The organism is Virgibacillus halotolerans (genome assembly GCF_016908515.1).
Taxonomy (GTDB): Bacteria; Bacillota; Bacilli; order Bacillales; family Amphibacillaceae; genus Virgibacillus_M; species Virgibacillus_M halotolerans.
Genome location: NZ_JAFBEA010000005.1, coordinates 1 through 23,240, shown reverse-complemented (window position 1 = coordinate 23,240; position 23,240 = coordinate 1). Strand labels below are relative to the sequence as shown.

Genomic DNA, 23,240 nt, shown 5'->3' with positions numbered 1-23,240 from the left:
GAAGGATGAATTAAATAAAAAACGTAGAAAATGAATTGAAAAAATAATACATGATCTAGTACAAACGGCTAGTCCAATCGGGCAAGCTGTTTTTTTTATATAACATAGTAGGAGGGTTTTATTATGGAATATAAAATTGAAAAGCGAATCATCCCTGGATTAAATCAAAAAGCTTTAACTGCCTCTTATATGGTGATCGCTCACGAATCAGGGAACCCGAATAACGTCGGACCGGGATCATTGGAAAGTGAAATCAAATATATGACCAATAATTGGCGGACTGCATTTACGTCACATTGGGTTGGTGGCGGTGGTCGAATCGTACAATTAGCGGAACCTGGTAAGTTTCAATATGGTGCAGGTCCGAAAGCTAACCCATATTCATACGCCCATGTTGAATTAGCGCGCACAAATGATCCGGCAACATTTAAAAAGGATTACGGGGCATATGTTTGGCTGTTACGAAAATTAGCAGATAATGCAGGACTACCGAAAACATTAGATACAGGATCTGAATTGGGGAGTAAAGGCATCAAATCACATGACTGGGTACGCAAATATATTGGTGGCACAACGCATACTGACCCATATGCATACCTGGCATCGTTTGGTGTATCTCGTACGAAGTTTAAGCGTGATATTCAAGGTGGCATGACAGTTATTGAGCCCACTGCACCTACAGTTAAACCAGAAAAGATCACCAAAGAATCAAAGCAGACCTGGACTAAGGTATCTGGTAACTGGACGGGCCAAACACTAGGTAACGGGGAATATGGTGAGCCAGTAAAACAATTGCAGGAAAAACTGGCAACTAACAATCCACCGTTTTATCCAGAAAAAGGTGCTAAAAACAACGGCATCGATGCTTACTACGGAGATAAAACAGAAGATGCTGTAAGACGATTCCAATCGTACTACGGATTAGATGTAGATGGATTGGCTGGTAAGCAGGTGTATGGCAAGTTAGGCGGTAAAACATCGTCAAGTAAGTCTAGCTTAAAAGTGGACGGCATATGGGGGAAAGGTACGACAAAAGCCTTGCAAAAATCACTAGGTACTAAACAAGATGGCATGATAAGTAATCAGCCTAATAATGCTGTAACACAAAGAATTATAGGCGTAACTTATGGCAGTGGTTCTAGTCCCATGGTTAAAGCGTTACAGAAAAAGGTTGGTTCAAGCCAAGATGGAAGGCTGGGGCCTAATACGATTAAAAAGTTACAGCAATATTTAGGCACCACACAAGATAGCAAATTGAGCAAACCATCTGCCGTTGTCAAAGAATTACAGCGCAGGTTAAATAACGGCACATTCTAAAGAAAGTGAGGTATCAAGCGTCACGACGTCTCATATATTATGCTATAATAGTCAAAATGAATGGATGTGTGAGATTCATAAAAGTAAAACCTCACACAAACATCACATAAATAAACTTAACGCACAAAAGTATGAACGTTTATTCTTATAAGCTAGATCGATGATCATATGTTAGCGTAGGAAAGACATTGGAAATAAATCAGTGTAATCGCTAATCATATCAAATGTATCAAATGCAGCAGGGAAGCGCTAAAAATGCTGTATAAAGGTGTGGGGTGGCTAGTTTATGCACAAAGAGGATGAGCAACATAAAGCCGAAGATATGATTGATAAGGATTTATATGAAGATATAGACGATGATGAAATGTATGAACTGGTCCAGGAAGGTCGGCGAAAGGTGTTAGAAAAAGCAAGACTGGAAAAAGATAAAAAGCCGAAGCGTCCATTTCCCAAATGGACGTTTTGGCTTATTTCACTTGCACTTATTTTGAATTTAATTGCATTATTGCCGCAGACGATTTCCATTCCGGCGATTGACTTTTTAATGACATCCGCCAAATTATCCGGACAGGCAGATGTAAAAGAGCATAAAAAGGCAGTCGTTGTGGTAGAAACAGAGGATGGTAGGGGAACAGGCTTTGCGATATCCGCGGATGGGACAATTATTACGAATCATCATGTGATTGAAGGGGAAGATAGTGTTACCATCGCTTTTCCTGATGAGGGATTATTTACGGCGAAAGTGACAGCGGATTATCCAGCAGTCGATTTAGCTGTTTTAAAAGTAGATGCGGAAAATTTTCCTCATTTAAAGCTGGCAAAAGAAACAACCTTTGAAACGGATGAAGCGATATCTTTTATTGGAAACCCACTACGTTTTCAAGGAATCGCTAACAAGGGAACGGTCATTGATTATACAAACTTATCTGATTGGGAAGAACCTGTCGTAATGATTGACGCACCAGTATACCGCGGCAATAGTGGCAGTCCGATTATCAATGATAATGGGGAGGTTATCGGTGTCATCTTTGCAACACTAAACCATGAAACGTATGGGAAAGTTGGTTTGTTTGTGCCGATTGATTATTACTATGACAACAGGTAGCTGAAAGGGGCTATTTTATCATGTGGAAACGGAAATGGCCATGGATGTTAGAACAGCAATGGGATGATTTACTGTTTATCCATTGGCCTGTTCCCCATGACCTGTTGCGCCCTTATGTTCCTCAGGCGCTGGAGCTGGAAACTTATAATGGACAAGCATGGATCGGTGTGATACCTTTTCGTACGAGTAAAAATCGCCCACGAATGGTACCCTATTCCCTTGGTACTTATGTGGAACTCAACGTAAGGACCTATGTGCGTTTTTATGATGAACCTGGTGTGTATTTCTTTTCGCTTGATGCCTCTAATTTTCTAACAGCTTTCGGCGCCAATGTATTGCTACCTCTCCCGTATTATTATGCAAATATGCAAATGCTACGAACCGGCAAGGAGATACTGTTTACAAGCCGACGTCGTAATACTGGAACATCAAAGATATTCAAGGCAACCTATTGTCCTTATCCACATACCTATCATGCAAAGGAAAACACTTTAACATACTGGCTTACAGAAAGATATTGCTTGTACACATTGCAAAGCAATCGTATTTTAAAGGGGCCGATTACCCATTCACCTTGGTTGTTACAGGACGCGTCATATGATATTGAAAAAAATGAATATATGCCGCAAACTGTAATGGAAAAAGCACCACTTGTACATTATTCAAAAACGAAAAAGGCCTACTTTCATCCATTCGAGGTAGTAGGAAGGTTCTCTAACTGAATTGTTTCGTTGGAAAAATTATCGGGTATAAACATGTAACGTCTTGAGGAGGCGATCAATCATGTTTTATTTTACATCTCAATTGAAAACGTACAACATTGATGCCGTCGATGGAGAAATGGGTAAGATAAAAGATTTATATTTTGATGATCAAAAATGGGCCATTCGTTATGCCGTCGTTGATACAAGAAAATGGTTGCCAGGCAGGCGTGTGCTTTTATCACCAACGTCATTTGTAAACTTGAATAATGAAAGCGACTATTTGGAAGTTGAATATGACAAAGAAGCAGTTCGCAACAGTCCGGAAATTCCGGATGAAGATGCTATTTCTAAGGATATAGAAGATTCGATTGCCGGCTATTATGGTTGGAATCGGTACTGGACCGGCAACATGCTTTGGGGTCCACAGGATAGGCCATTAGCTAATTTTCAACATGATGAAATGACTGAGAAAGAAACGCGCTATAATCAACAGTTGGAAACGCAACAGGCATATGATTTACGCAGTGAAGACGAGACTATGGACTATAAAGTCCATGCGAGTAACGGCAAACTGGGAAAAGTTATTGATATGATTTATGATGATGAATACTGGAAAATAGGCTATATCGTTGTTGCGAGCAGTGAAAATTATATGGAACCGACATGGTTTGTGTTTGATACAGATGCAATTGAATCTGTCGACTGGTATGAGGGAGATATTTATATCAAAACGACAGTAGAAGCAGCGAAACTGACAAAAGAATATGACTCCATGGAGGAAATCATTCCAAGCCTTTAATAGGGTTGTTCAAAAATCAGGTAAAAGTGTCTCTAATTTTGTTAGAGGCATTTTTTTGTGTCGTTTTTAAGGACAAGTCTGAAAAGTATAATATCAATCTTTGTTTTTGGCGGTAGTAATTGGAATTTAAATGAATTGTAATGGGTTTGAGATGGCATCAAACCTGAGATTAGGATACTATAAAGCATATTGACATTAGACAAGATATATATAAATAAAAAAGATGGTGGATTCATCCATGACATATATAAAACGAAATTGTAAAACATATAATAAATGGTGTTACTTGGAAACTACACCCAAAAAAGGTAAAAATAAATCGTATTTTATAATAGCTGGAGGTGTTCCAGATGACGCATGAGTCATTAAGCGAATTACCTTTAGAAGATAGGATAGCTTTGGCACAGCAGGGCGATCAAATGGTGCAAGATCACCTTTTGAAATCATATCAGCCATTTATTGCAAAATGTGTTTCAGAAGTCTGTAAACGATACATTGATCCAAAACGGGATGATGAGTTCAGTATTGGCTTGTCCGCATTTAATGAGGCGATACTTGCTTATTCTCCCGATAGAGGCAGTTCTTTCCTATCCTTTGCCAAGCTTGTTATCAAGCGCAAGGTGATAGATTATATTCGCTTTATTCAAAAAGGACCTTCTACGACATCATTTGATGAAATGTATGATGCAGAACAAATGGAAAACCCGATTGAAATAGTAGCAGTCAATAAAGCGTATGAACTGGAACAGGACGCCTGGTATCGTAAGGTAGAAATTTTAGAATTTAAGGAAAAACTTCGTGAATATAAATTGACGTTAACGGAGCTAACAGTGGTTTCACCTAAGCACCGGGATGCCCGTGATTCCGCGGTTCGTACGGCAAGAACACTTTTTGCGGATCCAGTGCTTAGAACTTACGTACGCGATAAAAAAAAGCTACCAATGAAGGAATTGGTGAAGCGGGTAGATGTAAGCAAAAAAACACTGGAACGAAACCGGAAATTTATCATCGCTATATTTATTGTCCTTAGTGAAGATTTTGTGTATCTCAAGGATTATCTGAAGGGGGTGGGGCAGTGAAAAAAGGAATAGTAATGGAGTTGCATCAAGAATATATGATCGTTATGGCGAATGATGGAACCTTTCAAAAAGCCATTCCAATTAAGGGGGTCGACGTAGGTACTGAGATTGAGTACGATCCATTAATGAAGCATAGCGCATCGTTATTTTTTCTTCCCAAGCGAAAGTTAAACAGACCCCTTCGTTTACTTACCCTTGCATGCTTTCTATTGGTATTGGGAATCCCATTTTACTTATTGGTAGGAGAGGAAGAAACTTATGCATATGTGAATGTGGACATCAATCCAAGTATTGAATTGAAAATTGACGAGTCACTCTTGGTGAACAGTATGCAGCCATTGAATAAGGAGGCTTCAGAGATTGTGGACAATCTCACAGGCTTTCAGCATGAACACCTGGAAACGGTTATTGAAATGATTATGCATGAGAGTGAAGATACAGGATTAGTCAATGAAGCAAAGCATATGCTGGTAGGGGTTAGTTATGTAACGGACGATCAAGAAAAAGGTGCTTCAATTCTTGATCAGTTAAGGACTTATTTTATCAAGGCGAACCCCAGCTGGACAGTCGCAGCCTTTAAAGTTCCAGAGAAAGTACGGCAAAAGGCAAAAGAAAAGAATAAGCCAATGAATGAAGTAATGGCGACTACTATTATGGAAACAGATGAAGATGATTTTTTGGATGAGAACGATAAAGCAATTATTAATACATTTTATAATACGGATAAACCAGAACATAAGTGAAGACTGTTCTCTAAAAAATGTTGTTTTTTCTAAGTAATGAAACTTTTATCCGCTTCGGAAATACACTACGCTTTCCGCGGGCTCGCGCTGAGCCGCAGGAGTCTTCGTGTATTTCCTATGCTATTATTATGCAAATAACGCCTTGAAGTCAAAATGCCCAACCACATTTGTAATCGTTGATTGGCCTGCGGAAAAGGCAACGCAGTTTGGAATAGCAACAAATTATACAAAAAACAACTTAAATAAAAAAAGGAGGTGCACAACTGGCACCTCCTTTTTGTCATATCTCCATTGTCGTTACTGGTTCGTATTTCATTGCGTGGTCTATATAGTAAAGCAGGTTATCGTGGGCAGCCATAACCTTTGATTGGTCCATCGAATAGTGATAATCGTTTAAAAATAATTGGATTTTCTTGGACAACATATCATCATTGGTTCTTACCATAAGCACTAACAGATCGTCCCATTGTCCCCAAAGTGTATAGTATAGCGCTTTGTCATAATCAGGTATATTCATTATTTCCCTCCTTATGCGATTCGGCACCACTAACACTTAAAAAGCTTTATTAAGTGAAGTTCCTTCTTATCATTCCCGTCTTATATATATATTGTCTAAAACAAAAATGGTGTGATTACCATAAATAGGTTGTTGTCTTAAAGGCATAATAATGACCTCCAGAACCATACTAAAAGCAAAATAGTTAAGGAGGAATAAAGCAAATGAAATGGAAACTGTTTAGCATTTTAACGGTGCTTATTTTGGCACTTGTAGCATGTGGAACGACGGACCGAAATGAAGAAGGAAGAACAGATAGGAACAATAATAATGTCGAAAACACAAGATATAATAATACGGGTGACGGCATGACGAATGATCGTGATCATACATTGATCCGTAATTCAGAACGAGACCAGGACGGCAATCGCAATAACGTAAATAATGTGAATAACCGAGATACAAGCTATGATGTTGCGGAAGAAGCAGCAGACCGTATTACAGAAGAAGTCGACGATATTGATCATGCATATGTCCTTACAACAAAAAACAATGCATATGTAGCAGCTGATTTAGATGCGGATCACAGAGATCGGGATAAAAATAAAGATCGTGACAGAAACACGAATAACGATAATAATAACATGAACAATAATTTCGACGATAATGATGGAAATCGCGAAGGTGACAAACTTACCGATGAAGTAAAAGAACAAATTGGTGATATCGTAAAGTCAGTTGACAACAATATTGATAATGTATATGTTTCAACAGATCCTGATTTCTTAAACTTAACAAATAACTATGTGGACAAAATGAACAACGGACAGCCGATTGAAGGATTCTTCGATGAATTTGGAAACATGGTTGAACGGTTATTTCCACAAAACAGAAGATAAGTTTTAAAAATAATGAGCGGCTTTCACTTATGGTGGGCCGCTTATTTTTATTGAATAGTAACCAATGATTTTCTTTTACATATAATTCATACTATTAATAGCATTTTACTATGCTTAATAAAAATGGAGTTGAACAGGAGATGGGACGAGAATTTATTACGCTATTTGATGATTGGGCGGCAACATATGATCAGAGTGTTACTGGAAACGACCCACAATATAAGGCCGTTTTTGCTAATTATGAAGGCATTTTAGATGAAGTGGTACATTATTCAACTGGTGTAATATTGGAATTTGGTGTGGGGACTGGTAATTTGTCAGGAAAATTAATGGATGCAGGACATCATGTCATTGGCATTGAACCTTCAGCTGCGATGCGGAAGATCGCAACGGAGAAATTTCCTGAACTATTATTACTTGCGGGAGATTTTATTACATTTCCTAAATTACCATCAACAGTAGAAACCATTGTTAGCACCTATGCGTTTCATCATTTAACAGATGATGAAAAAGGGCAAGCTATTAAAAAGTTTGCAGACCTTTTACCTGACAATGGGAAGGTTGTTTTTGCTGATACGATGTTTCAATCTGAATCGGTCAAACAAGCGTTGATGAAGAAAGCAGCGGATCGCGGATTTGATGATCTGGTTGTTGATTTAAAAACAGAATACTATCCGAAAGTAAATGTCATGAGGCATTTATTTGAAATAAATAACTTTCAAGTAACCTTCAAGCAAATGAATGAATTTGTTTGGTTAATTGTAGCCGAAAAAGATAAGACACAGAAATGAAAGGAGAGGCCGATGGCGATCTATAGATCTGTTCGTGAATTAATTGGTGGGACCCCTTTATTTGAAATCACAAAGTTTCCGCTCCCATCTGGCGTTCGTTTATACGCCAAATTAGAATTTTTCAATCCAGGTGGAAGTGTCAAAGATCGGCTTGGTGTTGCTTTAATCGAGGATGCTTTGATAAAGGGGGCGATTACAGAAGGTGGAACGGTGATTGAACCAACGGCTGGGAACACTGGTATCGGTCTAGCACTCGCTGCGCTTAATAAAAATATTTCTGTTATTTTTTGCGTACCGGAGCAGTTTAGTGTAGAAAAACAAGAAATTATGAAAGCGTTAGGTGCTGAAATTGTGCATACACCGCAGGAAAAAGGGATAACTGGTGCCGTGGAGAAGACAATGGAATTATTGAAAACAATCCCGAACAGCTTCTCCCCACAGCAGTTTTCAAATCCCGCCAATCCGCGTACCTATTATCAAACCTTAGCACCGGAAATTTGGAAAGATTTAAATGGGGATATGGATGTATTTGTTGCCGGTGCGGGTTCTGGTGGTACTTTTATGGGGTGTGCCCAGTATTTTAAAGAAAAAAATCCCAATGTTAAAACTGTGATTGTTGAACCAGAGGGATCGACTATTGCTGGTGGTAAAGCTGGACCGCATGAAACGGAGGGAATTGGGATGGAATTCTTACCAGCGTTTATGGAAAGGGATTATATGGATCAAATCCATGTTATTCCGGATGATGATGCATTTAGAATGGTCAAGGAGTTGGCTGAAAAAGAAGGGTTACTTGTTGGCAGTTCTTCCGGATCGGCAATGTTCGCTGCCTTAAAGGAGGCAGAGCAGGCAAAAACTGGCACATCCATTGTTACGGTCTTTCCGGATGGTAGTGATCGCTATATGAGTAAAAATATTTTTCGTGGGTTAACGGGCAATAAAACTCCCAGCCCAAAAGTGGAAAATACGCGAAGTTTATAGGTAGGTGATACTGCCCATAAAAAAACAATTTGTTCAACTTACATTTGGAAGGGGAGACTTCTGAATAAATTTTTTAATCGGTTATAAAGGAGAATGAAAAATGCGCTTGAAAACCAAAATGGTTCATGGAGGAATTACAGGAGATAAAGAAACAGGTGCTGTTTCAGTTCCCATTTATCAAACGAGCACATATCAGCAGGAGCGCGCGGGGAAACACCTGGGATATGAATACTCCCGTACAGGGAATCCAACGCGGCACGCACTGGAGACGATGATTACAGAATTGGAAAATGGCACGTCTGGCTTTGCTTTCAGTTCTGGAATGGGAGCGATGACGTCAGTAATGATGCTATTTCAGGCAGGGGATCATATATTAATGACAGATGATGTATATGGTGGTTCCTATCGTTTAATGACCCAAGTGTTTAAGCAGTTTGAATTAGAAAACACATTTGTCGATACAAGTTATCCGGATAAAGTGGAGGCTGCGATTAAAGAGAATACGAAAGCATTATTTATCGAAACCCCGACAAATCCATTATTAAAAATAACCGACCTAGAAAAGATGGCAGAAATCGCTAAAAAAAATAACCTGCTGTTAATTGTAGATAATACATTTGCCACGCCCTACTGGCAACAGCCACTTGATTTGGGTGCGGATATTGTGTTGCACAGCGCAACCAAATACCTCGGTGGTCACAGTGATGTTGTAGCTGGGTTAGTCGCCGTCCGCACTGCTGATCTGGCTGAAAGCATTCATTTTATACAAAATGCTGCAGGTGCAATCCTTGGACCACAAGATGCCTGGCTGCTGATGCGTGGCATGAAAACATTGGGACTTAGAATGGAGGCGATCGGAGCAAACGCGAAAGCAATCGCAGCATTTTTAGAACAGCATGAAAAGGTGTCTACTATTTATTATCCCGGTTTCGGCGGGATGATATCCTTTGACACAGGAAGCTTGGCGCAAGCAGAAAAAGTCTTAAGTAAATTGCAATACTTCACTTTGGCGGAGAGTCTTGGTGCTGTTGAAAGTCTTATTTCCATCCCAGCAAAAATGACACATGCATCGATTCCGAAAGAAAGAAGGGAAGCACTTGGCATCACAGACGGATTAATTCGTATCTCAGTTGGAATTGAAGATGTGGATGATTTGATTGAAGACTTGCAGCAAGCATTGGAATAGTGAATTTTTGGGGTCAGTCCCCCGCTGCGCTAAAGTGGTAAAGTGTTAGCGTGGCGGGGGACTGACCCCAAAGCTGTTTCTTAGGCTGAATAGTATGGTAAAATAAGTAGAGAGACTAAATACATTGGAGGCATGAACGATGAGCGAAAAAGCTTTAGCATACTTAAAAGAAAACCGGGATCAATTGTTACAGAAATTAAATGACTTTTTGTCGATTCCCAGTGTGAGTACCAATAGCGAAAACAAACAAGATATTGACGAAGCGGCAGACTTCATTGTTACGTATTTAAATGAGATTGGTTTTGACGAAGTAGAGAAGCAGGCAACAGGTGGGCATCCACTCATTTATGCTGCGTACAATCAGGCTGGAGCAGATGCACCAACCGTTTTATTTTATGGGCATTACGATGTGCAGCCAGTCGATCCAATTGACCAATGGGATAGTGACCCGTTCCAACCGGAAGTAAGGGATGGAAGGTTATATGCACGTGGTTCCAGTGATGATAAGGGACAAGTATTTATGCACCTTGCTGTATTCGAAGCCTTCATGAAAACAGAAGGTAAGTTACCACTCAATGTGAAAGTTTGTATTGAAGGGGAAGAAGAAATCGGCAGTGAAAATTTATATGAAGTGCTTCATGACAAAAAAGACCAATTTAACGCGGACTTTGCGGTTATCTCAGATTCTGGTATGGTTGCAAAAAACCAACCGACGATTCTTTACGGCCTAAAAGGTTTTACCGGAATTGAAATCAATGTTTCAGGTCCGGATCATGATCTACACTCAGGCATGTATGGTGGGGCAATTAGAAACCCGATCATGGCGTTAAATCATATTTTGGCATCGATGAAAAACGAAGCAGAAGTAATTACTGTAGAAGGCTTCTATGACGATGTAGAACCGCTAACAGATGAGGAAAGAAAGCTAATTGCTGCAGTGCAAGGAGAAGATTATCTGGAATCAACAGGTGCACCGGATACAGCTTCTGAAAAAGGCTTTACGGCGAAAGAACATACGATGGCGCGTCCAACTTTTGAAATCAATGGCATGTATGGCGGTTATCAGGGAGAAGGTACCAAAACAATTATTCCATCTACTGCTACAGCAAAAATAACATGTCGCCTTGTACCTGGACAAGACCCAGAAAAAATTCAATTATTGCTTGAGGATCATGTGAATAAAGTTGCACCAACTGGCGTAACTGTTGAAGTGAAAAAGGAAAAACTATCTGCAAAAGCATATAAGGTGGAGCCAAACCATCCATTAATTGAAAAGGCAGCACAAAGCTATACAAAAGCGTTTGGAAAGGAAACTGTCTATGTAAGAATGGGCGGTTCTATCCCAGTAGTCGAGTGGATCGAAGCGATCTACAATATACCGATTGTATTGTTAGGGTTCGGTACCCCTGATGATCGACTGCACTCACCAAATGAAAGCTTCCCCTTAGATAGCTTTGATAAAGGAATGGAAACATTGGTGTACTATTGGAATGAAGTTACTGAAAAATAAGCGGATTTAGACATAAACAGCCGATTCATCCGCTCTTTTGGATGAAATAATCTTGTATTTTAGGCAAAGGTGCCCCGTTTCTCTTTAGGGGAATTGGGGTATCTGTTTTGTATATGCAAAATATACTATATGAGGAGATGAGTCCATGAAATATGCAATTGTGACTGGTGTTTCGCGGGGTTTAGGGGAATCGACAGCAAGGTATTTTTTGGAACAGGAGATTCATGTGGTAGGTATTTCCCGTAACGCAAATGCTAAATTAGCGGGGCTTGCAAAAGAAAATAATACAACATACGAACATTTTTCGTGTGACCTTGGTGATGTAACAGCAATTGAAAGTACATGCCAGCATATTAGTGAACATATTTTTAAAGATGACATTAGCACACTTTATTTGGTTAATAATGCTGCAGTTGTGGATCCGGTTGATCAATCCATGAATATTAGCAATCGTGATCTGGCGCATCATGTACAAGTAAATACAATTGCACCAATGGTGCTAATGAACACATTTTTGAAGAAGACAGCAGACTTTGCGGTGCCATTGGTAGGTGCGATCGTTACCTCAGGTGCCGCTGATAGACCAGCGTATGGCTGGAGTGCTTATTGTACAACGAAAGCAAGTATGAATATGTACACACAAACAGTTGCATTAGAACAAGATACGCTGAAAACAGAAAACAAAGTAATTGCCTTTAATCCTGGCATTATGGATACCGCAATGCAGGAAAAAATCCGAACGAATTCTCCAGAACAATTTGCTGAGGTGGATACATTTAAAGCATATAAAGAAAATAATTCACTTAAGGATTCCGATATTGTCGGTGCTGCACTTGTCGATATTCTTACAGATGACGCGAATTTGAAGAATGGAAAAATGTACCGTGCGGAAGACTATCTATAATATCCTTGCTACTTTGCTTTCCACTTTTTAAAAAAGTTAGAGGCCCCAGTATAAGCCACTGGCTAGCTTCTGTCCGCGCTTTTCAAGCCAAATCAATCAATGCGTATTCCTAAAATATCCGCAAACGCCCTCCCACTATCCCAACGCCTGCATAAAGTATATTAATCTGGAAGATGGGGAGGGATTATTATGGGTAGAGGTGAAGCTGGATACGGCTCAGGTGGATTTGCACTGTTAGTCGTCCTATTTATTTTGCTAATCATTATCGGTACCGCATATACAGGTGGCGGTGGCGGATACGGCGGCGGATGTTGCTAATTCAAAATGCAGAGTGATTTTTTCCTCTGCATTTTTTGATGCTTAAATGCATACGAATAACTTTAACTTACCTGCATGAGACGAACCCGTTCCCATGCAGGAAATTAAACTATATGGTACAATTTATACTGGATATTTTAAAGGAACGTGATTTTCGATATAGAAAGATAAGGAAGGAAGATATGTGATGATTACAAGGAAAAGTAAACGTGAAATTGAATTGATGCAAGCTTCAGGCGATGTGCTTGTTCAGTGTCATAAGGAAATTGCAAAAAGAATTAAACCAGGAGTAACAACATTAGAACTGGATACATTTGCGGAAGCGTTTTTAGCAAAACATGGCGCGACACCAGAGCAAAAAGGATTTAACGGTTATCCTTATGCAATATGTGCTTCAATCAATGATGAAATTTGCCATGGCTTCCCACGTGATGAAAAATTAAAAGACGGGGATATTGTTACGATTGACATGGTTGTTAATCTCAATGGCGGTTTGGCAGATTCCGCTTGGACATATGCCGTTGGAAATGTGGATGAAAAAGCCAAGCATTTAATGGATGTCACGAAAAAATCATTATATATAGGGATTGAGCAGGCACAAGTTGGTAAACGGATTGGCGATATTGGACATGCCATCCAATCGTATGCAGAACCAGAAGGATTTTCAGTTGTACGTGACTTTACTGGTCATGGTATTGGACCAACACTACATGAAGAACCCCACGTTCCTCATTTTGGATTGCCAAACAAAGGCTTACGACTAAAGGAAGGCATGGTTATTACGATCGAGCCGATGCTTAATGAAGGTAGCTGGAAAAGCCAAATGGATGATAACGGTTGGACAGCACGAACAATCGATCAAGGTCGTTCAGCGCAATATGAGCATACCATCGTGATTACGAAAGATGGTCCATTGTTAACGACTGACCAGGATAAAGCAGAATAGTAGAGGTGGGAGAGGCTGTATGCGTGTCGTATCGATTTGTCCCAGTAATACGGAAATTATAGCATACTTAGGAAAAACGGATTGGTTAGTCGGTGTTGATAACTACTCGGATTGGCCTGGATCAGTTCTAAATCTGCCGAAATTAGGTCCGGATCTTTCTATTGATATGGATAAAGTCGCTGCATGTCAGCCTGATCTTGTTCTAGCTTCATTAAGTGTACCCGGCATGGAAAAAAACATTGCAGCATTGGATGAAAGGAAGCTACCATATTTTATTCTGAACCCAAACGCGCTGGAGGAAATCGCTAACGATATAGAAAAGGTTGGCCACGCTTTGGAATGTAGTGATTTAGGGAAAGAAAGAGCTAAAGATTTCCGACAAGAGGTAGATACATTTCGGAAAACAGCATCGATGCAGGCGGATAAGCCAACATTATATTGGGAATGGTGGCCAAAGCCTATATTTACTCCCGGTGGTTTGAATTGGCTAACCGAAATAAGTGAACTTGCCGGTGCTGAAAATGTTTTCGCGGATAAAAACGTGGCAAGTGTGCAAACCGATTGGGAAGATGTGAAGCATCGTAACCCGGATCATATTTGTATGGTTTGGGTTGGTGTGAAAGAGGAAAAGATGAATCCCGAATTAGTAAAGAAACGACCAGGCTGGAATGAGATGAAAGCAATTCTAAATAATCATATTCACGTCCTGCCAGAGTCCCTTTTCTGTAGACCTTCCCCTCGATTGCTTGAAGGCCTGCGGGAGCTCGTTAAAACGATAGAATGATCGGTATAGTATGTCAACGTATATTTCTCCTTACACAATAAAAGGCAGTCCCTAAAAAATAGGGCTGCCTTTTTAAATTCATTTCATTGCACTTTTCCCACCAAATAGAACAGTAATTACCGGGCTTAATAAGCAAAAGAAGGCAAATGGCAAATAAGTAAGGACCGAAACACCTAATACATCTGCGATAAACACACCACAGACACTCCATGGCACAAGTGGATTGATAACCGTGCCAGCATCCTCTAATGTCCTGGACAAGGCTTTTTTAGAAAGACCAGCATCTTGATACACACTTTTAAATGTTTCCCCGGTAAGCATGATAGATAGATATTGCTCACCAATCAATACGTTGATCCCGATTGCGGTAGCAGCTGTAGAAGCAATGATCGATCGTACTTTTCTAAGCTTTTGCTGAAAAGAAGATAAGATACTAGGAATAATACCGGTTACGAATAGTAAACCACCAAATCCCAGGGCGATAATGACCAATGAAACTGTGAACAGCATGCTATCGATACCGCCTTTTGTCAGTAATTCATTTACAGGTTTAAAGTTCGTATTTGCCTGGTAACCATTAAACCAAGTCGACCAAATTTGCGACCAATTCAATCCACTTGTCATACCCGCAAATAATGTAGCTACGGAGCTACTTAATGCCAGCGCAATAAATGCTGATACTTTATAAATCGTACAGACAACTAAAATGATTAACGGTATCCACGATGTCCAATGGATCAGGTTGGTTGCTGTTAAAGCTGCTCGATATTCATCGATGCCGCTTAAGATCATGGAATGATTTGGTGACAAGATAACAAATAAGATAAAGGAAATAATAAATGCTGGTATCGTTGTTAAACTAATATGTTTGATGTGCTCAAATAAATCAACACCAACAACGGTTGATGCAAGGTTTGTAGTATCAGAGAGTGGCGACATTTTATCACCAAAAAAAGCTCCAGATACGATTGCCCCGGCCGTAATTGCCAAAGATGCATCCATCGCACTTGCCATTCCAATAAACGCTACACCAACGGTTGCGGTTGTCGTCAATGAACTCCCGAGCGATACGCCAATAATAGAAGTTACCGCAAAAACAATGCCATAAAACCAGGTACCACCAATTAAGGAAAACCCTGTATTAATTAATGCTGGGATGGTTCCACTAATCATCCAGCTACTAATTAAGACACCAATTAATAAAAATAAAAAGACGGCGCCCATACCCGATTTAGCTCCGGCAACCATTGCATCCTCCAGTTCTTTAAATGAGATGCGATTGATCAAGCCATACGCTACAAGCAAGAAAACACCAATAAGGATAGGAATGTGTGGTACAGTATCTAAATTAATAATAAAAAAGCTGATTAAACCGATGATAAAGACAAAAAATAGCACTGATTCAATGAGTGATGGTTGATGTTTTGGTTTGATTGGAAACATAAGTCTTCCTCCTTTTTTCACGCTCATTAGCATGTACAATATTATTACATAAAAAAAGCCTCGCCCCTAAATAGGGACGAAGCTCTACTCCGCGTTACCACCCTGATTGATGAAATTACTTCATCCTCTTATCAAAAAGATCCATAAAAATAGAATGTGTAATTCAATGATTACTTGCCAAAGTTTTCACCAGCCACTTTGTCTCTTACTGCTGCACGGTAATAATCTATAAATGCATTCTTAGGATAATCATATATCATTTATAATGTATTCATTGACTATACAACGCGGACCAATTGTTTGTCAATAAAATATTCCAAACAAATAAGAGGGGGTACTGGAAAGACTTGCAATAAGATTGTTCTTGACATTCCATGTATCCTTTGGAATACTGAAAACATACTGAATAATGCCTGAATTAAAAATGGTAGGCTAAGAAAGGAGTACTGTCAGAAAGTACCTGAGAAAAATATCTGTTCATATTCAAATGTGATACCTAAGTATTTCGTATCTATCTCCATAATGAAGCAATGAAATCTGCTTCTGGCATCGGATTATTATCGCTAAAAAAGTAATATACAGGGGGGAAACAAGATGGAGGGTTTACAAGATTTTTTGGGTAAGATGAGTGATATTGTCTGGGGTCCGCCCCTGCTTGTACTTCTAGTTGGAACCGGTATCTTTTTATCTGTGAGACTCGGCTTTATTCAATTACGATTATTACCTTATGCATTAAAATTGGTTTTTTCTAGAAATCAGGATAAGAAATCAGAAGGAGACATTTCTCACTTCCAGGCACTCATGACTGCGATGGCTGCTACTGTTGGTGTTGGTAACATCGTCGGGGTTGCTACAGCTGTTGTTCTCGGTGGACCTGGTGCGGTTTTCTGGATGTGGATGGCTGGGTTTTTCGGCATGGCAACAAAGTACGGTGAAGCTATACTTGCTGTAAAATATCGTGTTAAAGATGCCAATGGACAAATGGCTGGCGGGCCCATGTATTATCTCGAACATGGTTTAAAACAGAAATGGCTCGGTGTTCTGTTTGCAGTATTTGGTGCGCTCGCTGCATTTGGTATCGGAAATGGAACACAATCAAAAGCTGTTGCTGATGTATTAAACAGTACTTTCTCAGTCCCTTTTTGGGTAAGTGGAGTAGCCCTTGTCCTTTTTGCAGGGTTGACTATTCTTGGTGGGATTAAATGGATTGGCCGTGTTACTTCATTCTTTGTACCAATCATGGCCGCATTCTATATTATTGCGGGAGCAATCATTGTGATTATGAATATTAATCTTGTTCCGGAAGCATTCGCCACGATTTTCAAATTTGCATTCACTGGTGAAGCAGCTGTTGGTGGTGCCATCGGTGCAGCTATTCGTTTCGGGGTAGCTCGTGGGTTATTCTCCAATGAAGCTGGTCTTGGTTCAGCACCAATCGCTGCGGCTGCCGCTAAAACGGATATGCCAGGTCGACAAGCTTTAGTTTCCATGACACAGGTCCTGTTTGACACACTTGTTATTTGTTCGATTACAGGTGTTACCATTGTGATGTCTGGTCAATGGAAAGATACTTCTATTGAAGCAGGAGCACTTACAGCAACTGCATGGGGTACCTTTCTTGGTGATTTTGGCCCCATTCTTGTCGCAATCGGTATCGTGTTCTTTGCAACATCAACCATTTTAGGATGGGGTTACTATGGAGAAAAATGTTTCCAGTACCTCTTCAAAAATCCTGCAGCCGTTAAGGGTTACCGGATCGTATTTGTATTATTTATTTTTGTAGGTGCAACAGCAACGCTTGATGTTGTTTGGGCACTTGCGGATGTATTGAATGGACTGATGGCAATTCCAAACTTAATCGGACTACTTGGACTATCAGGAGTTATTATTTATGAGACAAAACGGTTCCGTAAGAAAATGGAAGAGGAAAAAGTAGAAGCAAAAGCGCAAAGAAGTAGTTAAGCGGTATCTATTCGATTAAAGGCAGTTTAATGTACTATTAGAAAACCGGCTATTCGCCAAGTCTTTAGGCGAATGGCCGGTTTTGTTTTGTGCAGTACATTTTATCTGCAAACAAGGTCTCCCCGCTTCTGTACCGAGGGATTTTTATTTTTCAAAAGGGGGCGGCATAATGATTCCCAGTCTGAACTATTGTGGTTACCCTATTTAATGCAAAAGGCTTTGTATATGTTGTAATATAAGTTATAATGATTAGAATTTTCGAATGAAGGGAGCACGGGCAATGACCACAAAAGCAGCAGCGGATCAAAAAAAATCGCAATCGATACATATGATACGAAAAGGAATTACAACAGGTTTACCAATTATGCTTGGCTATTTACCGATCGCTGTTACTTATGGTGTACTAGCAAAACAATCCGGTATGACATTAACAGAACTGACATTAATGAGTGTCCTCGTCTTTGCTGGGGCAAGTCAATTTATGGGAGCAAATATGATTGCAGTCGGGGCGAGTGCAATGGAAATAATTATTGCTACTTTTGTATTGAATTTTCGGCAGTTTGTTATGAGTTTATCATTTATGAACCGCTTACGTGACATTGGACTAAATTGGAAAGCTCCTTTATCATTAGGATTAACAGATGAAACGTTTGCAGTATCTGCATTACATCCCAAGGAAGCAAAGCGTGAAAAAGGTGCTTTGTTTTATACTGCACTGTTTTTAACTGCTTATTTTTCATGGATTTTTGGATCCTTTCTTGGGGGCGTATTGGGAGAAGTTATTCCAGATAAAGTCAGCCAAAGTATGGGAATTGCATTATATGCAATGTTTATTGGACTGCTGATTCCATCGATAAAAAAAGAGCATAAAGTTGGCCTCATTGCGATTCTTGCAATGCTGATCAATGCGCTATGTATACAAATTGGTATGGGTTCAGGCTGGGCGATCGTCTTTGGAACAATTCTTGGTGGTATGAGTGGGATTCATCTGTTAAAGGAGGATCGGACATGATTTTTTTAATTATTATTGGCATGTCTCTTGTAACGATGATTCCAAGAATGATTCCCGCGTTTATCGTAGACAAGTTGCAATTTCGTGACTGGGTAAACAATTGGCTAAACGCAATTCCTTATGCAGCATTAGGTGCACTCATTTTTCCGGGTATTTTATCTGTTAAACCGGATCAGCCACACATTGGTCTCCTTGGTGGCGGTGTTGCCATCGTGTTATCCTACCTTGGTTTGAATGTTATTCTTGTAGTTATTGGTGCAATCCTTACCGTTTTTTTATTAACTTGATATAGAAGTAGAGAAAAGAGTACGAGCTAGGGGGGAAACGAATGTATTCAATTCGTAGAGCAACATTAGAAGATGCAGACACGATTACAACGATTCATGTGAAAAGCTGGAAAAGTACATACAGTGAATTGCTAGATCAAGAAGATTTGTCCAATATCACCTATGAAAACCGCAGGGCATTGTGGGAAGCGGTTTTAAGCATGGAGAAAAAAGGTACATGTACTTTTGTCATTTACGATGAGAAACAAATTGTTGGGTTTGTTTCCGGAGGACCGGAACGAACAAAACGATTTGGTTATGATAGTGAGATTTATAATATATATTTATTAGATGAATTTCAGAAAAAAGGTTTAGGAGCGCGTCTTTTAAATGCCTTTGCCAAAGAAATGAAGGAATTAGGTCATGAGTCAATTCTGGTATGGGTGCTCAAACAAAACCCATCAAGCAGATTTTATGAACGGTATCATGCAGAACCGGTAGGCGAAGAAATTACAACAATTGGGGATGGCCGTTATCAGGAGACCGCATATGGCTGGAAGCACATTGACGCACTTCTGGATTTGCTTCATTTATCATAGTTTGGCGGGCAGTAAAACCTCCACTGAACGAAGTCACTTTATAATAAATAGGGAAAAAAAAGGTTATCTGGGTCAGTACCTACCCAGATAGCCTTTTTAATGTGAATCAATTTCATGATAGGGTTCAATATGAATTTGCGCATAGTTAATACTGTGTTTCTTTGCAAGATACTTCTCGATGCGAACTGTAATGTCGTGACTTTGTTGCACGTTTAAATTGGGATCGACAAGAATTGTAATATCAATAAATGACTGGTTACCGGAAACGCGCCCTTTTACACTTACCACTTCTTTAACTTCTGTCACTTTGGAAATAGTGGTTCTTATTTTTTCAATTTGTTTTTCATCAAATCCATCTGTTAATGTATGTGTTGAATCTTTAAAAATATCCCACGCTGTTTTACAAATAATAATACCTACAATTAGCCCCGCCAGTGGATCCAACCAAAACAAGCCAAATTGTGCCCCAACAATCCCGATAAATGCTCCAATACTTACTAAGCCATCTGATCGATTATCTTGTGCTGCAGCATACAACGAGCCACTTTCAATTTGTTTGGATAGTCTTAGGTTATATCCGTAGACAAGGAACATAATGACCGCAGAGATGATAGCAGTCCAAGCAGTTAACATATCTGGCTGCGAAACATGCCCTGTCAACATCTTTTGTAATGTGTCATAAATAACTTGTACCCCGACAAACATCATGATAAATGCAGCAAACAAAGAGGCGATGGTTTCAGCGCGATAATGTCCATAATGGTGATCCGCATCTGGCGGCTTTCTGGAAATTTTTAAGCCGACTAATATGGCAATCGAAGCAATGACGTCTGTTGAGTTATTTAAGCCGTCTGCCTTGAGGGCAGCGGAATCTCCCATATCAGCAATAATTAATTTAGCGCTGGCTAATATAATATAAGTTATAATACTGAGCCAAGCACCTTTTTCTCCCTTTTTCAGGTTATCAGAATAATTCATATAAGTTCCTCCAATGAAATCGAACAAGTAATGCTTTAGTAACGTGTGGGCCTCAACTCACATTCAGAGGGAATAAACAAACCTCTGAAATGAAGTACCGCCTTATCTTATCAAACCAACTGTTGGTGGGTCTAGAGAAACAAACAGGCTCGAAGGTATATGTATTGGGGAAACCAAAGTAAGTTTAGTATGGGAAAAATAATGACCATCATACATCTTATTGCATTAACCATTTTAGATAATAAAAAATAAAATAATGCAAATTTTTAGTTTATGTGTTGCAATTGTTCCAAAGATTAAGGATAATAGAGGAAAGGAATAAAGAGGGGGTATATTCCATGAAAAAAGAAAAGATAGTTTATCGTTATTATCGATATGAAGGAAAGCAACTACAGGCTAAACGAGAAATCTCCTATGATGTAAAATTAATCTCGCGTTTGGTATTGGATGAAATATGCTTTAACTGGAATAAATCACAGTTGGAAGCAGCAATTAACAAGGCCATTGATTCAAGTGATAAAGCTACATTTATGCAATTAAGTGAAACATATAAACATTTTGTCTGGGAATAATTTATTTAGTAATTAGCCTTGCCTGGTACCCGGTGAGGCTTTTTAAGTTTTCTCTTTTCGTATATATTGTTGTTATTCCGTCCAGGGCTCGAATACCTTCGTTTTTCTAGGGTGACCCGGGACTCCGACGTCATCGACCTCGAACTCCGTTCTGGGGTCCACGCTGACCATTAACAACAATCTTTTATAAAACAAAACAGCCTTAAGTTTAAAAAGATGGTGCTAAATTCTTTGTTGTGTCGATATGCTGATAAAAAGGGGATGAGGGGATGGAGGGTCATAAAAAGACAAGATTAAGCTGGGTGTTATATGATTTTGGTAATTCTGCATTCGCAACAACCATAATGGCTGCTGTGTTACCAGTCTTTTATTATGATGTAGCAGCCGCTGGGCTTGATGAAAATCTGGCTGCAAGTTACTGGGGATATTCGCAATCGATTGCGGTTTTGATTGTGGCTATCATGGCACCTATACTTGGAGCAATTAGTGATTACTCTGCGGCTAAGAAGAAATTCTTAAGGTTTTTTACATACATGGGGATCATTGCGAGTATTTTATTAGCATTTGTAGGTGAAGGAGATTATATCTTCGCATCTATTTTATTAATCGTTGGTACAATTGGATTTTCAGGTGGGAATGTTTTCTATGATGCGTTTCTTCCAGAGATCGCTGAAGGGGAAGAAATGGATAAATTATCTGCAGATGGTTTTGCCTGGGGTTATATTGGTGGTGGCATTCTTCTGGCAATAAATATATTAATGATTTTAAAGCACGACTGGTTCGGTATTCCAAATGCATCTGTAGCAAGTCAGTTGTCCTTTGCCTCGGTAGGTGTCTGGTGGTTTATCTTTTCCATACCGCTTTTCAGAAATATAAAAGAAGAGAAAAAAACGGCGGTCAAACGTGAAAAATCCTATGTATCGATCGGGTTTTCGAGGGTAGCAACAACGTTTAAGGCGTTAAAGCAGTATAAGCAATTATTAATTTTCTTACTGGCATTTTGGATGTATAATGATGGGATTTCAACCATTATTAAGATGGCAACCATTTATGGAAGAGACATTGGAATTGATGGGAACTCGTTGATCGCAGCGTTGCTGATCACACAATTTGTTGGTATTCCTTGCACCTTTTTCTTTGGTTGGTTAGCGAAAAAAATCACTGCAAAAAAAGCGCTGCTGATCACCCTCTATGCTTATGTTGGAATCGTTATTTTAGGATATTTCATGTCCGCGGCATTACACTTTTATTTGCTTGCGATTTGTGTAGGTGTGGTTCAAGGCGGGGCCCAATCTTTAAGTAGATCCATATTCGGGCGAATGGTTCCAGATAATAAACACGCTGAATTTTTTGGGTTTTATGGGATTTCCTCGAAGTTCGCAGCTATTTTTGGACCATTTCTATTTGCGCTCGTCGGCCAGCTAACGGGTTCAAGCAGATTGGGGATTGTATCTTTGGTGGTCTTTTTTATCGGTGGTATTATTTTACTGCGATTTGTTGATATCGATAAAGGGGTTAGGGACGCAAAGAGACAGACAGGTACAGAAGGAAAGGTAGAGATTAAACCACAATAACTCAACTTTCGCACCAATAAAATAAGTTCAAAGCGTTAGATGAGTTAAACCTAGAATGTTTCTAATAAATCTTTTAACAACCTTATAAAATAAAGTATTGGTTTTTACAAAAAAGAGAAGCTGCGACATAAATTCTATCTATGTTGGATCTGTAGCACTGATAATGGAAACAGGTTACTTAGTCGACCGCATCCCGTATACACTCCGCTTTCCGCGGGCGGCTGTTGAGCCTCCTTGTGCTTACGCACTGCGGGGTCTCACCGATGCCTTTC

The 23,240-nt window shown here is 39.6% G+C and carries 24 protein-coding genes; 21 read left to right on the top strand and 3 right to left on the bottom strand.

Annotated elements, in window-relative coordinates; genetic code table 11:
- Positions 1–123 precede the first annotated feature (123 nt).
- The 6 genes from JOC34_RS21990 to JOC34_RS12630 all read left to right on the top strand — a co-directional run bounded on the left by JOC34_RS21990 (position 124) and on the right by JOC34_RS12630 (position 5,747).
- Positions 124–1,317: an N-acetylmuramoyl-L-alanine amidase gene (locus tag JOC34_RS21990; protein ID WP_275577699.1), complete on the top strand. Its 1,194-nt coding sequence runs from the start codon at positions 124–126 to the stop codon at positions 1,315–1,317.
- Between the two features lie 286 nt (positions 1,318–1,603).
- Complete coding sequence (locus tag JOC34_RS12650; RefSeq protein ID WP_205137151.1) at positions 1,604–2,422, top strand: S1C family serine protease; 819 nt, start codon at positions 1,604–1,606, stop codon at positions 2,420–2,422.
- Between the two features lie 20 nt (positions 2,423–2,442).
- Entirely contained in the window at positions 2,443–3,144 is a 702-nt protein-coding gene (locus JOC34_RS12645) for a YqjF family protein (RefSeq protein WP_205137150.1), read from the top strand.
- Positions 3,145–3,205: 61 nt separating this feature from the next.
- A complete protein-coding gene (locus tag JOC34_RS12640) occupies positions 3,206–3,925 on the top strand; it encodes a PRC-barrel domain-containing protein (RefSeq protein ID WP_205137149.1) in 720 nt (239 codons plus the stop codon).
- 350 nt (positions 3,926–4,275) lie between these two features.
- Positions 4,276–5,004, top strand: a complete 729-nt coding sequence (gene sigI, locus JOC34_RS12635) for an RNA polymerase sigma-I factor (RefSeq protein ID WP_205137148.1) — start codon at positions 4,276–4,278, stop codon at positions 5,002–5,004.
- The gene (locus JOC34_RS12630; RefSeq protein WP_205137147.1) at positions 5,001–5,747 is read left to right on the top strand and encodes an anti-sigma-I factor RsgI family protein; all 747 of its coding nucleotides are present in this window, start codon (positions 5,001–5,003) and stop codon (positions 5,745–5,747) included. The genes sigI and JOC34_RS12630 overlap by 4 nt, the downstream gene beginning before the upstream one ends.
- Positions 5,748–6,027: 280 nt before the next feature.
- Here JOC34_RS12630 and JOC34_RS12625 read toward each other — a convergent pair whose 3' ends face one another.
- On the bottom strand, positions 6,028–6,264 hold the full coding sequence (locus tag JOC34_RS12625) for a YhdB family protein (protein ID WP_205137146.1): 237 nt from the start codon (positions 6,262–6,264) through the stop codon (positions 6,028–6,030).
- 203 nt (positions 6,265–6,467) lie between these two features.
- Between JOC34_RS12625 and JOC34_RS12620 the strand changes: the two genes are divergently transcribed.
- The 9 genes from JOC34_RS12620 to JOC34_RS12580 all read left to right on the top strand — a co-directional run bounded on the left by JOC34_RS12620 (position 6,468) and on the right by JOC34_RS12580 (position 14,562).
- Positions 6,468–7,142 carry a YhcN/YlaJ family sporulation lipoprotein gene (locus JOC34_RS12620; RefSeq protein WP_205137145.1) on the top strand — a complete coding sequence of 225 codons (675 nt, stop codon included), beginning with the start codon at positions 6,468–6,470 and terminating at the stop codon, positions 7,140–7,142.
- Between the two features lie 140 nt (positions 7,143–7,282).
- Positions 7,283–7,933 carry a class I SAM-dependent DNA methyltransferase gene (locus JOC34_RS12615; RefSeq protein WP_205137144.1) on the top strand — a complete coding sequence of 217 codons (651 nt, stop codon included), beginning with the start codon at positions 7,283–7,285 and terminating at the stop codon, positions 7,931–7,933.
- 12 nt (positions 7,934–7,945) lie between these two features.
- Positions 7,946–8,914, top strand: coding sequence for a PLP-dependent cysteine synthase family protein (locus JOC34_RS12610; protein ID WP_205137143.1), 969 nt, complete (start codon positions 7,946–7,948; stop codon positions 8,912–8,914).
- A 100-nt stretch (positions 8,915–9,014) separates the two neighbouring features.
- Entirely contained in the window at positions 9,015–10,100 is a 1,086-nt protein-coding gene (locus JOC34_RS12605; RefSeq protein WP_205137142.1) for a bifunctional cystathionine gamma-lyase/homocysteine desulfhydrase, read from the top strand.
- 139 nt (positions 10,101–10,239) lie between these two features.
- A complete protein-coding gene (locus tag JOC34_RS12600) occupies positions 10,240–11,610 on the top strand; it encodes a dipeptidase (RefSeq protein ID WP_205137141.1) in 1,371 nt (456 codons plus the stop codon).
- Positions 11,611–11,755: 145 nt separating this feature from the next.
- On the top strand, positions 11,756–12,514 hold the full coding sequence (locus JOC34_RS12595; protein ID WP_205137140.1) for a (S)-benzoin forming benzil reductase: 759 nt from the start codon (positions 11,756–11,758) through the stop codon (positions 12,512–12,514).
- 189 nt (positions 12,515–12,703) lie between these two features.
- On the top strand, positions 12,704–12,832 hold the full coding sequence (locus JOC34_RS12590; protein WP_205137139.1) for a YjcZ family sporulation protein: 129 nt from the start codon (positions 12,704–12,706) through the stop codon (positions 12,830–12,832).
- Between the two features lie 187 nt (positions 12,833–13,019).
- Complete coding sequence (gene map / locus JOC34_RS12585) at positions 13,020–13,778, top strand: type I methionyl aminopeptidase (protein ID WP_205137138.1); 759 nt, start codon at positions 13,020–13,022, stop codon at positions 13,776–13,778.
- Between the two features lie 19 nt (positions 13,779–13,797).
- Positions 13,798–14,562: a cobalamin-binding protein gene (locus JOC34_RS12580; RefSeq protein WP_205137137.1), complete on the top strand. Its 765-nt coding sequence runs from the start codon at positions 13,798–13,800 to the stop codon at positions 14,560–14,562.
- Between the two features lie 78 nt (positions 14,563–14,640).
- On the opposite strand, the gene nhaC is transcribed toward JOC34_RS12580, so the two are convergent.
- The gene (gene nhaC / locus JOC34_RS12575) at positions 14,641–16,005 is read right to left on the bottom strand and encodes a Na+/H+ antiporter NhaC (protein WP_205137136.1); all 1,365 of its coding nucleotides are present in this window, start codon (positions 16,003–16,005) and stop codon (positions 14,641–14,643) included.
- A gap of 594 nt (positions 16,006–16,599) precedes the next feature.
- Between nhaC and JOC34_RS12570 the strand changes: the two genes are divergently transcribed.
- The 4 genes from JOC34_RS12570 (at position 16,600) to JOC34_RS12555 (ending at position 19,844) form a co-directional block, all read left to right on the top strand.
- Positions 16,600–17,967 carry an alanine/glycine:cation symporter family protein gene (locus tag JOC34_RS12570; protein WP_205137135.1) on the top strand — a complete coding sequence of 456 codons (1,368 nt, stop codon included), beginning with the start codon at positions 16,600–16,602 and terminating at the stop codon, positions 17,965–17,967.
- A 280-nt stretch (positions 17,968–18,247) separates the two neighbouring features.
- The gene (locus JOC34_RS12565) at positions 18,248–18,979 is read left to right on the top strand and encodes an AzlC family ABC transporter permease (RefSeq protein WP_205137134.1); all 732 of its coding nucleotides are present in this window, start codon (positions 18,248–18,250) and stop codon (positions 18,977–18,979) included.
- Positions 18,976–19,266: an AzlD domain-containing protein gene (locus JOC34_RS12560; protein ID WP_205137133.1), complete on the top strand. Its 291-nt coding sequence runs from the start codon at positions 18,976–18,978 to the stop codon at positions 19,264–19,266. Before JOC34_RS12565 ends, JOC34_RS12560 begins: the two co-directional genes overlap by 4 nt.
- A 41-nt stretch (positions 19,267–19,307) precedes the next feature.
- Positions 19,308–19,844: a GNAT family N-acetyltransferase gene (locus tag JOC34_RS12555; RefSeq protein WP_205137132.1), complete on the top strand. Its 537-nt coding sequence runs from the start codon at positions 19,308–19,310 to the stop codon at positions 19,842–19,844.
- Positions 19,845–19,940: 96 nt separating this feature from the next.
- On the opposite strand, the gene JOC34_RS12550 is transcribed toward JOC34_RS12555, so the two are convergent.
- Positions 19,941–20,822: a cation diffusion facilitator family transporter gene (locus tag JOC34_RS12550; protein ID WP_205137131.1), complete on the bottom strand. Its 882-nt coding sequence runs from the start codon at positions 20,820–20,822 to the stop codon at positions 19,941–19,943.
- 338 nt (positions 20,823–21,160) lie between these two features.
- On the opposite strand from JOC34_RS12550, the gene JOC34_RS12545 reads away from it, so the two are divergent.
- Complete coding sequence (locus JOC34_RS12545; RefSeq protein ID WP_205137130.1) at positions 21,161–21,394, top strand: IDEAL domain-containing protein; 234 nt, start codon at positions 21,161–21,163, stop codon at positions 21,392–21,394.
- Positions 21,395–21,663: 269 nt separating this feature from the next.
- A complete protein-coding gene (locus tag JOC34_RS12540) occupies positions 21,664–22,968 on the top strand; it encodes an MFS transporter (protein ID WP_205137129.1) in 1,305 nt (434 codons plus the stop codon).
- The last annotated feature ends 272 nt before the right edge of the window (positions 22,969–23,240 follow it).

Excerpts from the sequence above, each read along its gene's own strand:
- JOC34_RS12580 (WP_205137137.1), top strand. The coding sequence starts at position 13,798 with ATGCGTGTCGTATCGATTTGTCCCAGTAATACGGAAATTATAGCATAC.
- nhaC (WP_205137136.1), bottom strand. The coding sequence starts at position 16,005 with ATGTTTCCAATCAAACCAAAACATCAACCATCACTCATTGAATCAGTG.
- JOC34_RS12600 (WP_205137141.1), top strand. The coding sequence starts at position 10,240 with ATGAGCGAAAAAGCTTTAGCATACTTAAAAGAAAACCGGGATCAATTG.
- JOC34_RS12645 (WP_205137150.1), top strand. The coding sequence starts at position 2,443 with ATGTGGAAACGGAAATGGCCATGGATGTTAGAACAGCAATGGGATGAT.
- JOC34_RS12570 (WP_205137135.1), top strand. The coding sequence starts at position 16,600 with ATGGAGGGTTTACAAGATTTTTTGGGTAAGATGAGTGATATTGTCTGG.
- JOC34_RS12650 (WP_205137151.1), top strand. The coding sequence starts at position 1,604 with ATGCACAAAGAGGATGAGCAACATAAAGCCGAAGATATGATTGATAAG.
- JOC34_RS12565 (WP_205137134.1), top strand. The coding sequence starts at position 18,248 with ATGACCACAAAAGCAGCAGCGGATCAAAAAAAATCGCAATCGATACAT.
- JOC34_RS12545 (WP_205137130.1), top strand. The coding sequence starts at position 21,161 with ATGAAAAAAGAAAAGATAGTTTATCGTTATTATCGATATGAAGGAAAG.
- JOC34_RS12560 (WP_205137133.1), top strand. The coding sequence starts at position 18,976 with ATGATTTTTTTAATTATTATTGGCATGTCTCTTGTAACGATGATTCCA.
- JOC34_RS12640 (WP_205137149.1), top strand. The coding sequence starts at position 3,206 with ATGTTTTATTTTACATCTCAATTGAAAACGTACAACATTGATGCCGTC.
- JOC34_RS12540 (WP_205137129.1), top strand. The coding sequence starts at position 21,664 with ATGGAGGGTCATAAAAAGACAAGATTAAGCTGGGTGTTATATGATTTT.
- JOC34_RS12555 (WP_205137132.1), top strand. The coding sequence starts at position 19,308 with ATGTATTCAATTCGTAGAGCAACATTAGAAGATGCAGACACGATTACA.
- JOC34_RS12620 (WP_205137145.1), top strand. The coding sequence starts at position 6,468 with ATGAAATGGAAACTGTTTAGCATTTTAACGGTGCTTATTTTGGCACTT.
- sigI (WP_205137148.1), top strand. The coding sequence starts at position 4,276 with ATGACGCATGAGTCATTAAGCGAATTACCTTTAGAAGATAGGATAGCT.
- JOC34_RS12605 (WP_205137142.1), top strand. The coding sequence starts at position 9,015 with ATGCGCTTGAAAACCAAAATGGTTCATGGAGGAATTACAGGAGATAAA.
- JOC34_RS12590 (WP_205137139.1), top strand. The coding sequence starts at position 12,704 with ATGGGTAGAGGTGAAGCTGGATACGGCTCAGGTGGATTTGCACTGTTA.
- map (WP_205137138.1), top strand. The coding sequence starts at position 13,020 with ATGATTACAAGGAAAAGTAAACGTGAAATTGAATTGATGCAAGCTTCA.
- JOC34_RS12595 (WP_205137140.1), top strand. The coding sequence starts at position 11,756 with ATGAAATATGCAATTGTGACTGGTGTTTCGCGGGGTTTAGGGGAATCG.
- JOC34_RS12625 (WP_205137146.1), bottom strand. The coding sequence starts at position 6,264 with ATGAATATACCTGATTATGACAAAGCGCTATACTATACACTTTGGGGA.
- JOC34_RS21990 (WP_275577699.1), top strand. The coding sequence starts at position 124 with ATGGAATATAAAATTGAAAAGCGAATCATCCCTGGATTAAATCAAAAA.
- JOC34_RS12550 (WP_205137131.1), bottom strand. The coding sequence starts at position 20,822 with ATGAATTATTCTGATAACCTGAAAAAGGGAGAAAAAGGTGCTTGGCTC.
- JOC34_RS12615 (WP_205137144.1), top strand. The coding sequence starts at position 7,283 with ATGGGACGAGAATTTATTACGCTATTTGATGATTGGGCGGCAACATAT.
- JOC34_RS12610 (WP_205137143.1), top strand. The coding sequence starts at position 7,946 with ATGGCGATCTATAGATCTGTTCGTGAATTAATTGGTGGGACCCCTTTA.